Origin of the sequence: Paracoccus onchidii (genome assembly GCF_028294535.1) — a bacterium.
In the GTDB taxonomy this organism is placed as follows: Bacteria; Pseudomonadota; Alphaproteobacteria; order Rhodobacterales; family Rhodobacteraceae; genus Paracoccus; species Paracoccus onchidii.
Genome location: NZ_JAQBIE010000017.1, coordinates 83,254 through 96,637, shown reverse-complemented (window position 1 = coordinate 96,637; position 13,384 = coordinate 83,254). Strand labels below are relative to the sequence as shown.

Below are 13,384 nucleotides of genomic sequence, written 5' to 3'. Positions count from 1 at the left end.
ATGACGCTGTCCCTCGTGATCGTTTTCCGATGCCGCAAGCGTCATCCGTCAGACCCGAGGCGACAAATCAACTTTGCCAGTTCGAGACATTCCTATCTGGCTTCGACACAAGAATTTATGCAATAATCATTGTTATGGAATTAAATTGCTAATCACTAATGATCTGACACGCTTGCATGTCGCAAGTGATTCGTGGACAAACGCATCAGCAGTAAGGAGGGTTTGATGGCCGTATCACCGCCAGTATGTGATTTTGACGCTCCGTGGCATGACTTTTCGCTAAGGTCCACATCCGACGAGAATGTCCGGCTTTGCGACATCCGCGGCGAAAATGGCACGCTTGTCATGTTCATTTGCAATCACTGTCCCTATGTACGTTCAATCATCGACCGGATCGTGCGTGACTCTGCGTTAATGAAAGACGCTGGTATTGGTGTCGTTGCCATTTCCTCAAATGATGTAGATACCTATCCTCAGGACGGACCCGAGCATATGCTTGCGTTTGCCGAGGACCACGGATTTGGCTTTCCTTACCTCTACGACGACACTCAAAGCGTCGCGCGAGCCTACGGTGCCGAATGCACCCCTGATTTCTTCGGCTACAATGCAGATGGAAAACTTCAGTATCGCGGGCGTTTTGACGCGTCTAGCCGTTCGGCCGGACCAAAAGACGCGCGGCCTGAACTGTTGGAAGCGATGCTTCAGATCGCACGAACGGGCAAAGGCCCGAAAGACCAGACGCCTTCAATGGGCTGCTCGATAAAGTGGAAGCACGCATGAGTGTGTGCTTTGCGCCCTGCCCGGTGGTGTTTGACCTGGACGGAACCCTGATTGACAGCGCGCCCGACATTCATGCCTGTGTCAATGCAGCACTGAATAGATATGGATATTCGCCGCTGGAACTGAACCAAGTGCGGGGCTTTATCGGTGGAGGCGTCGGTGTCTTGTGGGACAGGATCGCGGCCGCATGCGATATCGACACCACGACGAAAACGGCCATGCTCTCGGCTTTCATGACCCGATATGAGAATGCGACGGAGCTGACGATTCTGTTTGATGACGTAGCCAAGGTATTGGGCACCCTTGCGGATCGCGGGCACCCGCTGGGGATCTGCACGAACAAGCCCCTGGCCCCGACCAAAGCGGTTCTTCGACACTTCAATCTAGGCAATCTGTTTCAGACCATCGTTGCTGGAGATACCCAGCCCGAGAAAAAGCCGAACCCTACCCCCTTGCGCATTGCGCTTGTCAATCTTGGTGCGGATCCCTCGCAACCAAATGGCGTTTTTGTCGGGGACAGTGAATATGACGCCAATTGTGCGGCCGCTATTGGGGTGCCCTTCCTTCTCTATTCCGAAGGATATCGCCATACCCCCATAGATCGACTGCCTCACCGCGCCAGTTTCGATCGCTTTGTGCAACTTCCCGCACTAGTCGAGGCCGAGGCCTGATCTGATTGTCGGGGCAAAACCACACTGCCCCAACGCCTATTATAGCGACATCAGAAATGAACTGACTCCGCCTGCGTATTCCTGACGATCGACCGTAGAGACATTTTTGTGGGCGATCCAGTCCACAAGTGATTTGCGATCGCGGTCCGAGAACTTCATGCTCCAGTCGCGGAACCGACGTGTTCCCAACGCGCCTTGTTCAAGCACGAGGATACTGTGATGCCGGGGGTCGTGCATGATGGCATCAACCACCGGACGCAACTCGTTGTCGCTCCCTTCCAGCCACTGGAAAAAAAGGCCGTCCTCATAATGCAAACAGCCTGTCAGCCCCACTAAAGCATTGCGACGCCGTGCCGCCGTCAGGATTTGCGTCAGATCTTCAGTTCCAATCTCGGGCGCGGCGGAACTGCGATAGAGAAAGAACGACAGATCTGACGCATCCTTGGGTCTATTGATCAAGGAACGACCGCAGTTTTCTGCTTCTGGACGGATGCTTCAGCTTGCGAAGCGCCTTTGCCTCGATCTGGCGAATACGTTCTCGCGTGACGCTGAACTGCTGGCCGACCTCTTCCAGGGTATGATCGGTATTCATGCCGATACCGAAACGCATTCGCAGAACCCGTTCTTCGCGGGGGGTCAGGCTGGCCAGCACGCGGGTGGTCGTTTCCTTGAGGTTTTCCTGAATGGCGCTGTCCAGTGGCAGGACGGCATTCTTGTCCTCGATGAAATCGCCAAGCTGGCTATCTTCCTCGTCCCCGATCGGAGTCTCGAGGCTGATCGGCTCCTTGGCGATTTTCATCACCTTGCGAACCTTTTCCAGCGGCATCTGCAGCTTGTCCGCCAATTCCTCTGGCGTTGGTTCGCGGCCGATTTCATGCAGCATCTGGCGGCCCGTGCGAACCAGTTTGTTGATTGTTTCGATCATATGGACCGGGATACGGATCGTGCGGGCCTGATCCGCGATCGAGCGTGTGATAGCCTGGCGGATCCACCAGGTCGCATAGGTGCTGAACTTGTAACCGCGGCGATATTCGAACTTGTCGACGGCTTTCATCAGGCCGATATTGCCTTCCTGAATGAGGTCAAGGAATTGCAGGCCGCGGTTCGTGTATTTCTTGGCGATCGAGATCACCAGACGCAGGTTCGCCTCGACCATTTCCTTCTTGGCCTGACGCGCCTCTTTTTCGCCGCGCTGAACCTGGCTGACGATACGGCGGAATTCCTCGATATCGACGCCGACATATTGGCCGACCTGTGCCATTTCGGCGCGCAGCGCCTCGACCTTGTCGCGTGAACGCTCGAACAGCGCCTGCCAGCCGCGCCCTGCATTCTGCGAAAGCCGGTCGACCCATGCCGGATCAAGCTCGCTTCCGCGATAATTGTCGATGAACTCGCGGCGGTTGATGCGGGCAGAATCGGCCAGTTTGACCATCCCGCTGTCGATCGTGACGATGCGGCGGTTGATCCCGTATAGCTGGTCAACCAGCGCCTCGATCCGGCTGTTGTTCAGGTGCAGTTCATTGACCAGCGCCACGATTTCGCCGCGCAGTTTCTGGTAATCGGATTCCGCGTTGGCCGAAAAGCTGTCATCTTCATTCAAGGTCGCGGACATGCGTTGATCCTGCATGTCTGCGAGACGTTCGTAATAAAGTGCAATGACTTCGAGCGTCTCAAGGACCTTTGGCTTCAGGCTGGCTTCCATGGCTGCCAGCGACAAATTCGCGCCGTCATCTTCGTCGTCATCGTCTTCGGCGCGCATCGGATTGCCATCGGCATCCAGTTCCTCGCGTTTTTGCGCGGGCTGTGCCGAGGTGCTTTCCTCGGTACTGTTGCCGACGACCTCTTCACCCTCACCTTCATCGTCTTCCATCGACTGACCAAAGGTGGTTTCCAGATCGATCACATCGCGCAGCAGGATTTCTTCATCCAGAAGTTCCTGACGCCACATGGTGATGGCCTTGAATGTCAGCGGGCTTTCACACAACCCGGCGATCATCGTGTTCCGGCCGGCCTCGATCCGCTTGGCGATTGCAATTTCGCCTTCACGGCTCAGCAATTCGACCGAACCCATTTCGCGCAGATACATGCGAACAGGATCGTCCGTGCGGTCCAGCTTTTCGGTTTCGGTTGCGGCGACCGCCATCTCGCGCGAACCGGAATCGGTGGTGACAACCGCCCCACCCTCTGATTCGTCGCTGTTTTCTTCGTCTTCAATGACGTTGATGCCCATTTCGGACAACATCGACATGACGTCTTCGATCTGTTCGCTGCTGACCTGCTCTGGCGGCAAGACGGTGTTCAGCTGGTCATAGGTGATATAGCCACGCTCTTTGGCTTCGGCGATCATTTTCTTGACCGCTGCCTGGCTCATATCCAGCGAATGCGCGTTCTCGTCCTTGTCGGTCTTGTCTTGGTCGTTGTCCTTGGCGGCCATCCAGGGCTCCTTACTCGGGCATCGATTCGCGAATCAGGTGCGAATCATCGCGAACCTGAAGGCTTTTCTAGCGTTATTTCGTGGCGGATCAAAGCCCGGGAACGCGAATGATTCGCACCTGATTCGCATCCTGACCGATCATTGCCGAATCAGTCAGCGTTGCGGGCTATCCGCGCGGCGGCTTTCGCCAGATTTCACCGCTCAGCCAGTCTTGCAATTGTGCGGACAGGGCGTCGCGATCCTCGTTCATGTCTCCGCTGTCTTCCATATCCGGCCTTTCGGCCAAATGGCGGGCTCGGGCGATCTGTTGCATCCGCCAGGTCAACCCTTCATCCACCTCTCCTTGTATTTCGTTTTCAGCGCGGGCCAATTCGGTTCCCACGGCGCGCTCTGCCTCCAGCCGGTCCAGAAGATTGGACAGAATGGTGACAGCGGTTTCCTCGTCCTGCTGTCTGATAACGGATGGTGTCAGGCCCAGATGGGCGTCGGCGCGCAGCGTTTCAAGAGCGCGCGCACCAGCCGCCGATTCCGTTCCCGTCAACAGATCGTGCAGCAGCGACGCACGGTCGGCATCCTGTGGGATCAACCGCTCCAGCCGCGTCTCGACCTTGGCAACCAGATGGGGGCGAAACGCGCATAGCAGCAGGCTTGCGCCTTCCAGCAAAGAGGCGCCCGCATTCGGGCCATCCAGCCGCGTCGCTCCGATCGGCACAGGTGCCGAGCCCGTGCGCGAACGGCCGCGATAGCGCCCGGAATCTTGTCGCCCCCGCTCGCCACGCTGCCAGCTTCCGCCGAACAATTCCCGGCGTTTGCGGCGGATTTCTTCATTATAATGCTGTCGGGTCAGCTCGTCAGGGATCCTTGCGATCGCATCCTTCAATCGCTGTTCCAGCGCCGCCTTGCGTTCGGGACTGTCAAAGTTCTGACCCTCTGTTTCGCGTGACCAAAGCAGATCCAGCAAGGGTTTGGCGTCCCCAAGCAATGCTGTCATCGCGCCCTGTCCTGCGGTCTTGATCAGGTCGTCAGGATCCTGCCCCGCCGGCAAAATGGCAAAACGCAATGCCTGCCGGGCACCGGTCAGCGGCAGCGCCAGATCGATCAATCGTTGTGCAGCCCGCTGTCCGGCTGCATCGCCATCCAGCGCAATGATTGGTTCGGGGCTGATGCGCCACATCAGGTGAAGTTGATTTTCCGTGACGGCGGTTCCCAAAGGCGCGACGGCACCCTGAAAACCGGCGCGCGACAGGGCGATGACATCCATATAGCCTTCAGCGACGATCAGCGGCTGTCCTTTCGCAACCGCCGAGCGTGCCTGCCCGATGTTGTAAAGGTTGCGCCCTTTGTCAAATAGCGGCGTTTCAGGGCTGTTCAGGTATTTGGCGAATGAATTGGGATCCATGGCCCGGCCGCCAAACCCGATACAGCGCCCCTGCCCGTCCTTGATCGGAAAAATAATCCTGCCGCGAAAACGATCATATGCCGCACCGCCGCCGTCAGGTCTTGCGCAAAGCCCGGCCTCGATGATCAGCGCCTCATCAAATCCCTTTTCGCGCAGCGCGGCCCCCAACGCATGGCGGTTATCGGGGGCAAATCCGATGTCAAATTGCTGTTGGGTTTCATCATCTAGTCCACGGCGGGCAAGATAATCCCTTGCTTCGCTGGCTGCGCCGGTCTGCAATTGCAGGCGGAACCACCTGAGTGCAGCCTCGGTCACCTCGAACAGTCTTGTCCGTCGATCGCTGCGCTCGCGCGCTTGCGGGTCCTGTTGGGGAACCGTCATTCCAACCTCGGCGGCCAACACCTTGACGGCTTCCATGAAACTCAGGCCATCGGCCTCGCGCAGAAAGGTCAGGGCATCGCCCTTGGCATGGCAACCAAAGCAGTAATAGAAACCTTTCTGATCATCGCAGTGGAAGCTTGCGGATTTTTCCTGATGAAACGGACAAGGCGCCCACCAATCCCCGCGGGCCTGATTGGATTTACGCAGATCCCAAACAACCTTGCGCCCGATCATGCGGCTGATCGGAACGCGGTTGCGCAATTCGTCAAGAAATCCCGGAGGTAGGCTCATGGCAGTAATATCGACATTGGAAAGCAGGCCGTAAAGCGGTCAGTGCGGTTGTTTGCGGGATCGGATCCCGATCGTCAATCGGCACCGACCGCACCGCGCGCAAGACCCCAGTAAATGTCACCGATCGTTTGGCGATCAAGACGCCCGCCTTCGCGGTACCAATTGATAACGCCGGTCAGCATGGCGATCAACGCCAATGTCGTCAGCCGGCGATCCGTCATATTCATCACACCGGATTCGGTTCCCGCCTGCAAAATCCGTTCAAGCGCGTCCTCATAGCTGCCACGCAACCCGGCGATGTTTCGGAAATTTTCGGGCGTCAGATTGCGCAGTTCCATATAGGATAGGAACACTGCATCGATGTGATCCAGGCTGAAATCTATATGGAACCGGACGAATGCCTCCAGCCTGTCCAGCGGATCCATCTCAGGATCGTCGCGCCAGGCCGCAAGCAAGTCCCGCATATGTGATTCAAGCAGATCGTGCAGCAGGGCCTGCTTGTCGGGCGTATAGGCATAAAGCGCACCGGCCTGCACACCTACCGCTGACGCGATCTGGCGCATTGAGACGGCGGCAAAGCCGTTGCGCGCAAACAGGCGGCGTGCCTCGGCGCGAATAAGTGGGCCGGTGATTTCGGCGCGGGATCCCTGAGTTCTTGCCATAACCTCTCTTAGTCATTGTGATCACGCTGGAAAAGAGCTGGCGGCATATTCACCTTGCGGTCAAGTTCAGTTGTGGTCGCCTCTCGCAACGGCTAACTTGCACGCATGAAAATCAGGTTCCGCCTTTTCGCACCCTTTGCCCTGCTGCCGCTGATGGCCTGCCATTCCGGTGGCGTCGACTATCCCGATCTGTTGCCCACGCAGCAGATCCTTGCCGAGCCGACCTTGCCAGACCACTCCGGCAACGCTGCGACAACGCCGGATCAGGAAACGGCCGACGCGATGGCGCGGGCGGATTCCTTGCGCCGCAAGGCAGAATCCCTGAGCACCCCGGTGATCGAGCCGGGCACAAGGGCACGCATGCAAGACGCGGTTGCCAATTGATCACAGCATCCGCCTGACAACCAGCAAAGGCAGAAAATCCAAATGGTGGCAATCACATGTATCGATGACCTGAAGCGGCTGCATCGTGCCAGAACCCCCCGGATGTTCTACGACTATGCTGAATCTGGCAGCTATACCGAACAGACATTTCGCGACAATAGCGACGATTTTTCCCGCATACGCCTGCGCCAGAAGGTTGCGGTCGACATGTCCGGGCGATCGACCCGATCCGAGATGATCGGCCTGCCCGTGGCAATGCCGGTGGGACTTGCGCCCGTCGGGTTGACCGGAATGCAGCACGCGGATGGTGAAATCCTCGCCGCGCGCGCCGCCGAGAATTTTGGAGTGCCCTTCACGCTGTCGACCATGTCGATCTGTTCGATCGAGGATGTGGCGACGCATTGCTCGGCCCCTTTCATGTTCCAGCTTTATGTGATGAAGGATCAAGAGTTCCTTGAAGCGATCATCAATCGTGCCAAGGCCGTGAATTGCAGCGCATTGGTGCTGACATTGGATCTTCAAATCCTTGGGCAACGACATAAGGATCTGAAGAACGGTCTGAGCGCCCCGCCCAAGCTGACCCTGCCGACCATGATGAACCTGGCCACAAAATGGGCTTGGGGATTCGAAATGCTGAAGACCAAGCGGCGATCATTCGGCAATATCGTCGGCCATGCGAAAGGCGTAGGCGATACTTCGTCCCTGTCCAGCTGGACGGCCGAGCAGTTTGATGAAAAACTCGATTGGGACAAGATCGCCCGCATTCGCGACATGTGGGGCGGCAAGCTGATCCTCAAGGGTATTCTTGATCCCGATGACGCCAGAATGGCCGCAGATTTCGGTGCAGATGCGATTGTGGTGTCCAACCATGGCGGACGCCAGCTGGATGGTGCGGTGTCGTCGATCAGAATGCTTCCCCAGATTGTGAAGGCGGTGGGAGATCAGGTTGAAATCCATATGGATGGCGGCATCCGATCAGGGCAGGACGTCCTCAAGGCGCTGGCACTTGGTGCTGACGCCACCTGGATTGGCCGGGCCTTCATTCATGGGCTGGGCGCGATGGGCGAAGCCGGCGTCACGACCGCCTTGGACATCATCCGCAAGGAACTGGACACGACCATGGCCCTGTGCGGTGAACGCCATGTCAACGATCTTGGCCTGCAAAACCTGTTGGTCGAAAACGGGTTCTTCGAAAAATTCGCCCCGGTCATTCGCTGAGGCAGGCTAAAATAACTGGGCCATCCAACGCTGGCCGCGTCCCAGCCGGATCATGGCCATCACCAGCAGCGCAGGAACGATAAAGGCCACCAGCGCCCCGGGCAGCGGATGACCTGGGTTCACCATGTTGGCAAAGTGAAGAAACAGGTAATGCATCACATAAATTGCCGAGGCCATGGTGCCCAACGGCAAATCCGTCTCAGGTGCATCGATTGTTCCGACGATCGCGAAGATCGCGGGTGCCATGAAGAACATGCCGATCTGGTATTCCAGCAGCGCCCACTGATTGATGACCGTCAGGAAAACCGCGTTCTCTGCAACCGCAAGGATGAACCCGCCAATCGCGACCCAGATCCAGAACTTTCGGCGTGGCATCGGCCAAGGCAGCGCCTCGGGTGACCACCGCTCAAGCGCAAACAAATACCCCATGACCATGAACGGATAGAGGAAAAACACGCCATTGCGGTAAAATTCAAGCGGCATGGAAAGCAGATGGGTCACCGAGGCGTATTCAACGACAATTGCTGCTGCCGCGACAAGAATCGCAGATTGCATCATGAAGCGCGGGCCACGAATGATGGCGAAGTGCATCATGATCGCAGCTACCACCAGCCCTTCCAGAAACCAAAGGTGGCGAAAGCCGAGGATCAGCTCTCGGCAGTTCTGACCGAAGCTTTGGTTCCACAGCCCCATGAACACAAAATAGATCGCATACCACAGCACATAAAGGGTCGCGATTCTCTTGACCCAGATCCAGTATTTGCCGCGCAGCCGGGTCCTGAACAGAAAAAATCCTGCCGTGATGGCGAACAAGGGAACGGCTGCCCGCAAAACGGGGCTGATTGCGATCAGTCCGAACGCGCCGAATGTCTCGCGTCCCATTCCGCTGTGGCCAATGACGACGAATGACGCCAGAAGAAGGCGCATATAGTCAATGGAATAGACGCGCTGCTGCATCCGAGTACTCGTTACCAAATATACTGTTTCAAATCCCAGGCTCCCGCACGCGGCAGAAATCGCCCTTATAGGCATAAATCCGCTTATGCCTCATGTCAAACTTTCCGGGTCGAAATCCCATGATTTACCCCCTAGCCTTTCGCGGCGATCTGCGCTAATAGCCCGCGTTCGACCACCATGCACCCTTGGAGGATGGTGGCGGATAAAACTTAATTAAGGATTAGCAAAATGGCCAAAGAGATCCCGGATCTGGTGGCTGAGGCACGCGCGGGGACAGGCAAGGGGGCCGCCCGCCAAGCTCGCCGTAACGGCAAGGTGCCCGGCATTGTTTATGGTGACCACAAGGACCCGGTCGCCGTTCAGTTCGACTTTAACAAGCTGCTGACGCAATTGCGCGCAGGCCGCTTCATGTCGACCCTGTTCAACCTGAAGGTCGAAGGTCAGGACGACGTGCGCGTCATCTGCCGCAGCGTTCAGAAAGATGTCGTCAAGGATCTGCCGATCCATATCGACTTCATGCGCCTGCGCCGCACTTCCAAGGTGAACCTGTTCATTCCGGTCGAGTTCATCAATCACGAAGAATGCCCCGGCCTGAAAAAAGGCGGTACCCTTGTGACCGTGCGTAACGAGGTCGAACTGATCGTGACCGCCGGGGACATCCCCGATCACATCACCGTCGATCTGGCCGGTCACCAAGTTGGCGACAGCATTCATATCGATGACGTGAAACTGCCATCGGGTGCCAAGCCGACCATCGACCGCAACTTTGTTGTTGCAAATATTGCCGCCCCCTCGGCACTGCGTTCCAGCGATGACGAAGCACCCGAAGGCGAAGAAGCTGCTGCAGAAGCCGAAGAATAATCTCTTTTCGGAACCTGACGCTAAGGGCGGTGCCAAAGACTGGTGCCGCCCTTTTCTTTTCTTCACGGCTTTGCTAGCCGACCCCCTACCCGTATTTCCCGCCACAAGAGGGTCAGATGGAACCTGTTCATATCATAGGCGCCGGCCTTGCCGGATCAGAAGCTGCGTGGCAGGCCGCACAGGCGGGGGTGCCCGTCATCCTACACGAGATGCGGCCCACGACCGGCACCTTTGCCCATAAGACCGGTGATTGCGCCGAGATGGTTTGTTCGAACAGTTTTCGCTCGGACGATGACCAGATGAATGCCGTGGGGCAATTGCACTGGGAGATGCGCAAGGCGAACGGTTTGATCATGGCCATGGCCGATCGCCACCGCCTGCCAGCGGGCGGGGCTCTGGCTGTTGATCGCGACGCATTCGCACAGGCGGTGACCGCTTCGCTGAATGACCACCCTTTGGTCACGATCAAAGCGGGCGAAATTTCCGATCTGCCCGAATCCGGGAACTGGATTATCGCCACCGGCCCGCTGACCTCGGACCGGCTTGCTCAATCCATTCGTGTGGCCACGGGAACCGAGTCGTTGGCATTTTTCGATGCCATCGCCCCGATCGTGCATGCCGACAGCATCGACATGAGCATCGCCTGGGAACAAAGCCGATATGACAAGGGCGACACCGAAGCAGAGCGGCGCGCCTATATCAACTGCCCCATGACCAAGGAGCAGTACGAAGCGTTCATCGACGCATTGCTGGCTGCAGAGAAAACCGAATTTCACGAAGGAGAAACGGCCGGTTACTTTGACGGCTGCCTGCCGATCGAAGTTATGGCCGAACGGGGGCGTGAAACCCTGCGCCACGGCCCCATGAAGCCTGTCGGCCTGACGAACCGGCATGTGCCTGAAGAAAAGGCCTATGCCGTTGTCCAGTTGCGGCGCGACAATGCCTTGGGAACACTATATAATATTGTCGGATTTCAAACCAAGATGAAATACGGTGCCCAAACGCGGGTCTTCCGTATGATCCCGGGGTTGCAAGATGCCAGCTTCGCGCGTCTGGGTGGCATTCATCGCAATTCCTTTCTGAACTCTCCCACGCTTCTGGACGACCGCATGCGTTTGCGACTGCGTCCAAATCTGCGCTTTGCCGGGCAGGTCACAGGTGTCGAAGGCTATGTCGAAAGTGCGGCAATGGGACTGCTTGCGGGGCGAATGGCCGCGGCGCAGGCCATGGGGCATGACCTTCCTCCACCCGCGCTGACCACGGCGATGGGGGCGCTGGTCAATCACATTACCGGCGGCGCCGAGGCCAAGACCTTCCAGCCCATGAATGTGAATTTCGGCCTCTTCCCGCCGCTGGCAGATGTCAAGGGCGGCAGGCGGGGCCGGAAAGACCGGTATCCGGCCTATACGCAACGCGCGAAAGATGATTTCACCGCATGGCTGTCAGCACAGTAAGGCGGACCAGGTTCGCCCCTTCACCAACGGGGCGGCTGCATCTGGGACATGCCTTCGCAGCCTTAACTGCCGAGCGACAGGCCGATCCGGGCAAGTTCCTGCTTCGGATCGAAAATATCGATGCGGAACGCTGCAAACCCGAATTCGAGGACGCCATCTATCGCGATCTTGACTGGCTGGGTTTGCAGTGGACCGCGCCCGTGCTTCGCCAATCGGACCGGATACCCGCCTATCAGAACGCCCTGCAAAGGCTTGCGCCCTATTCCTATCCTTGCCGCTGCAAACGCGGCGATATTCGTGCGGCATTGTCGGCCCCGCAAGAAGGGGCGCTGCCTGCCGGACCTGATGGACTGATCTATCCAGGAACCTGTCGCCACCGCAGGGTGAACGAAACCGGTCCAGATGATGTCATCAGGCTGGATGTCGCCAGGGCCTTTGACGCAATTTCTGACCAGTCGCTTGAATTCCAAGATGAATGTCTGGGCGGCGGCACCCCTTTCAGGATCGACAAAGCGCAGTTCCTGAAGCGGATCGGTGATATCATCCTGTCGCGTCGCGGTATGGGAACCTCTTACCATTTATCCGTCGTGATCGACGATGCCGCGCAGGGCATCAGTGTCGTCACACGAGGAAGCGATCTTTTCGAGTCGACCTGGATTCACGTATTGCTACAGCGGCTGCTGAGCCTGCCGACGCCGATTTACCACCATCACCGCCTGATCCGCGACAACAGTGGAACACGCCTGGCAAAACGAGACAACGCGCGATCGCTGATGGCGCTGCGCGAGAATGGCGTGACACCGGAAGAGATCAGAACCCGTCTTGGGTTCAGCTGATCGGGTCCATGATCGTCACGGGTTCGTTGTCACGGATGGCCGTGTAAAAACAGCTGCGGCGATTGGTGTGGCATGCCGCGCCGGTTTGTTCGACCAGCACAAGCAGACAGTCCTGATCGCAATCCACGCGCATTTCGACCAGCTTCTGCAAATGCCCCGAAGTTTCGCCTTTGACCCAGAAGGATTGCCGGGAACGCGACCAATAAGTGACCTTTCCTGTTTCCAGGCTGCGGGCCACCGACTCCGCATTCATCCATGCCATCATCAGGACTTCACCCGTTGTTGCATCTTGTGCAATGGCGGGAATAAGGCCGTTGGCATCGTACTTCAGGCTGGTAGGATCGAACATCGGGTTCCCTTTTTGCATATTCAAACCTATCTAGGATGAATGAAGCACGCGGGAAAGGACCGATGGCAGATAGTGATCTCATGCAGCTGTATTCCCGCAGGATTCTTGCCCTGACCACGGCAATTCCGCATCAGGGAAGACTGGCCACGCCCGAGGCGTCGGCGTCAAAACGTTCCCCTCATTGCGGCTCTTCGGTCACCGTCGATCTGGTTCTGAGCGATGGCGCGATCTCGGAATTCGCCCAGCAGGTCAGGGCCTGCGCGCTTGGGCAGGCATCGGCGGCAGTCTTGGGGGGCGCGATCATCGGGCGCACGCGCCATGACATGATCGTCGCGCGCGATCAGCTGCGTGCGATGCTGAAACAGGAAGGTCCCGCGCCCGCAGCACCGTTCGCCGATCTCGAGGCGTTGCTGCCTGCAAAGGACTATCCCAACCGGCATGCATCGATCCTGCTGGCCTGGGACGCCACTATCGAGGCCATGGACAGCGCGCTGGCAGCGGCCTGAAAAAAGGCCGGCCCTGCACAGGGCCGGCCAAGTTGCGCGTGCAGGGACATTCATGGCACCCAGGCGAAGGCACCAGTCGCAACGCGGGGCAGAAGATCAGGCTTGCAGGATGGCGGGCAGCCACAGCACCACAACGGTGGTGACCGAGAGCGCGGTAATTCCAAGAACGTCACAGATGAATTCACGGGTCATAGGGCAACT

General features: G+C 57.7%; 14 protein-coding genes. 8 read left to right on the top strand and 6 right to left on the bottom strand.

What is annotated here, in order from left to right:
* The first annotated feature begins 225 nt into the window (after positions 1 to 225).
* The gene (locus PAF17_RS13780; protein ID WP_271889681.1) at positions 226 to 780 is read left to right on the top strand and encodes a thioredoxin family protein; all 555 of its coding nucleotides are present in this window, start codon (positions 226 to 228) and stop codon (positions 778 to 780) included.
* Positions 777 to 1,451, top strand: a complete 675-nt coding sequence (gene gph, locus PAF17_RS13775; RefSeq protein WP_271889680.1) for a phosphoglycolate phosphatase — start codon at positions 777 to 779, stop codon at positions 1,449 to 1,451. The genes PAF17_RS13780 and gph overlap by 4 nt, the downstream gene beginning before the upstream one ends.
* 39 nt (positions 1,452 to 1,490) lie before the next feature.
* On the opposite strand, the gene PAF17_RS13770 is transcribed toward gph, so the two are convergent.
* The 4 genes from PAF17_RS13770 to PAF17_RS13755 form a co-directional block, all read right to left on the bottom strand.
* Positions 1,491 to 1,910 carry a BLUF domain-containing protein gene (locus tag PAF17_RS13770; protein ID WP_271889679.1) on the bottom strand — a complete coding sequence of 140 codons (420 nt, stop codon included), beginning with the start codon at positions 1,908 to 1,910 and terminating at the stop codon, positions 1,491 to 1,493.
* Complete coding sequence (gene rpoD / locus PAF17_RS13765) at positions 1,900 to 3,885, bottom strand: RNA polymerase sigma factor RpoD (RefSeq protein ID WP_271889678.1); 1,986 nt, start codon at positions 3,883 to 3,885, stop codon at positions 1,900 to 1,902. Before rpoD ends, PAF17_RS13770 begins: the two co-directional genes overlap by 11 nt.
* Before the next feature lie 166 nt (positions 3,886 to 4,051).
* Complete coding sequence (gene dnaG, locus PAF17_RS13760; protein WP_271889677.1) at positions 4,052 to 5,956, bottom strand: DNA primase; 1,905 nt, start codon at positions 5,954 to 5,956, stop codon at positions 4,052 to 4,054.
* Positions 5,957 to 6,030: 74 nt separating this feature from the next.
* Positions 6,031 to 6,618, bottom strand: a complete 588-nt coding sequence (locus tag PAF17_RS13755) for a TetR/AcrR family transcriptional regulator (RefSeq protein ID WP_271889676.1) — start codon at positions 6,616 to 6,618, stop codon at positions 6,031 to 6,033.
* 105 nt (positions 6,619 to 6,723) lie between these two features.
* Between PAF17_RS13755 and PAF17_RS13750 the strand changes: the two genes are divergently transcribed.
* Both PAF17_RS13750 and PAF17_RS13745 read left to right on the top strand, forming a co-directional pair.
* Positions 6,724 to 7,002 carry a hypothetical protein gene (locus tag PAF17_RS13750; RefSeq protein WP_271889675.1) on the top strand — a complete coding sequence of 93 codons (279 nt, stop codon included), beginning with the start codon at positions 6,724 to 6,726 and terminating at the stop codon, positions 7,000 to 7,002.
* Between the two features lie 42 nt (positions 7,003 to 7,044).
* Positions 7,045 to 8,220 carry an alpha-hydroxy acid oxidase gene (locus PAF17_RS13745; protein ID WP_271889674.1) on the top strand — a complete coding sequence of 392 codons (1,176 nt, stop codon included), beginning with the start codon at positions 7,045 to 7,047 and terminating at the stop codon, positions 8,218 to 8,220.
* 6 nt (positions 8,221 to 8,226) lie between these two features.
* Here PAF17_RS13745 and PAF17_RS13740 read toward each other — a convergent pair whose 3' ends face one another.
* The gene (locus PAF17_RS13740; RefSeq protein ID WP_271889673.1) at positions 8,227 to 9,177 is read right to left on the bottom strand and encodes an acyltransferase family protein; all 951 of its coding nucleotides are present in this window, start codon (positions 9,175 to 9,177) and stop codon (positions 8,227 to 8,229) included.
* A gap of 228 nt (positions 9,178 to 9,405) precedes the next feature.
* Between PAF17_RS13740 and PAF17_RS13735 the strand changes: the two genes are divergently transcribed.
* The 3 genes from PAF17_RS13735 to gluQRS all read left to right on the top strand — a co-directional run bounded on the left by PAF17_RS13735 (position 9,406) and on the right by gluQRS (position 12,328).
* Positions 9,406 to 10,038 (top strand): 50S ribosomal protein L25/general stress protein Ctc, encoded by a 633-nt coding sequence (locus PAF17_RS13735; protein ID WP_271889672.1) that lies wholly within the window; start codon positions 9,406 to 9,408, stop codon positions 10,036 to 10,038.
* Positions 10,039 to 10,154: 116 nt separating this feature from the next.
* On the top strand, positions 10,155 to 11,492 hold the full coding sequence (gene trmFO, locus PAF17_RS13730) for a methylenetetrahydrofolate--tRNA-(uracil(54)-C(5))-methyltransferase (FADH(2)-oxidizing) TrmFO (RefSeq protein WP_271889671.1): 1,338 nt from the start codon (positions 10,155 to 10,157) through the stop codon (positions 11,490 to 11,492).
* Positions 11,474 to 12,328 carry a tRNA glutamyl-Q(34) synthetase GluQRS gene (gene gluQRS / locus PAF17_RS13725; RefSeq protein ID WP_271889670.1) on the top strand — a complete coding sequence of 285 codons (855 nt, stop codon included), beginning with the start codon at positions 11,474 to 11,476 and terminating at the stop codon, positions 12,326 to 12,328. The genes trmFO and gluQRS overlap by 19 nt, the downstream gene beginning before the upstream one ends.
* On the opposite strand, the gene hisI is transcribed toward gluQRS, so the two are convergent.
* On the bottom strand, positions 12,321 to 12,677 hold the full coding sequence (gene hisI, locus PAF17_RS13720; RefSeq protein WP_271889669.1) for a phosphoribosyl-AMP cyclohydrolase: 357 nt from the start codon (positions 12,675 to 12,677) through the stop codon (positions 12,321 to 12,323). The genes gluQRS and hisI overlap by 8 nt on opposite strands.
* Before the next feature lie 62 nt (positions 12,678 to 12,739).
* Between hisI and PAF17_RS13715 the strand changes: the two genes are divergently transcribed.
* On the top strand, positions 12,740 to 13,183 hold the full coding sequence (locus PAF17_RS13715; protein WP_271889668.1) for an iron-sulfur cluster assembly scaffold protein: 444 nt from the start codon (positions 12,740 to 12,742) through the stop codon (positions 13,181 to 13,183).
* The last annotated feature ends 201 nt before the right edge of the window (positions 13,184 to 13,384 follow it).

What these genes read in the sequence shown, in the direction of transcription:
- PAF17_RS13780 (WP_271889681.1), top strand. Translation starts at nt 226, where the DNA reads ATGGCCGTATCACCGCCAGTATGTGATTTTGACGCTCCGTGGCATGAC.
- gph (WP_271889680.1), top strand. Translation starts at nt 777, where the DNA reads ATGAGTGTGTGCTTTGCGCCCTGCCCGGTGGTGTTTGACCTGGACGGA.
- rpoD (WP_271889678.1), bottom strand. Translation starts at nt 3,885, where the DNA reads ATGGCCGCCAAGGACAACGACCAAGACAAGACCGACAAGGACGAGAAC.
- dnaG (WP_271889677.1), bottom strand. Translation starts at nt 5,956, where the DNA reads ATGAGCCTACCTCCGGGATTTCTTGACGAATTGCGCAACCGCGTTCCG.
- PAF17_RS13755 (WP_271889676.1), bottom strand. Translation starts at nt 6,618, where the DNA reads ATGGCAAGAACTCAGGGATCCCGCGCCGAAATCACCGGCCCACTTATT.
- PAF17_RS13750 (WP_271889675.1), top strand. Translation starts at nt 6,724, where the DNA reads ATGAAAATCAGGTTCCGCCTTTTCGCACCCTTTGCCCTGCTGCCGCTG.
- PAF17_RS13745 (WP_271889674.1), top strand. Translation starts at nt 7,045, where the DNA reads ATGGTGGCAATCACATGTATCGATGACCTGAAGCGGCTGCATCGTGCC.
- PAF17_RS13740 (WP_271889673.1), bottom strand. Translation starts at nt 9,177, where the DNA reads ATGCAGCAGCGCGTCTATTCCATTGACTATATGCGCCTTCTTCTGGCG.
- PAF17_RS13735 (WP_271889672.1), top strand. Translation starts at nt 9,406, where the DNA reads ATGGCCAAAGAGATCCCGGATCTGGTGGCTGAGGCACGCGCGGGGACA.
- trmFO (WP_271889671.1), top strand. Translation starts at nt 10,155, where the DNA reads ATGGAACCTGTTCATATCATAGGCGCCGGCCTTGCCGGATCAGAAGCT.
- gluQRS (WP_271889670.1), top strand. Translation starts at nt 11,474, where the DNA reads ATGGCTGTCAGCACAGTAAGGCGGACCAGGTTCGCCCCTTCACCAACG.
- hisI (WP_271889669.1), bottom strand. Translation starts at nt 12,677, where the DNA reads ATGTTCGATCCTACCAGCCTGAAGTACGATGCCAACGGCCTTATTCCC.
- PAF17_RS13715 (WP_271889668.1), top strand. Translation starts at nt 12,740, where the DNA reads ATGGCAGATAGTGATCTCATGCAGCTGTATTCCCGCAGGATTCTTGCC.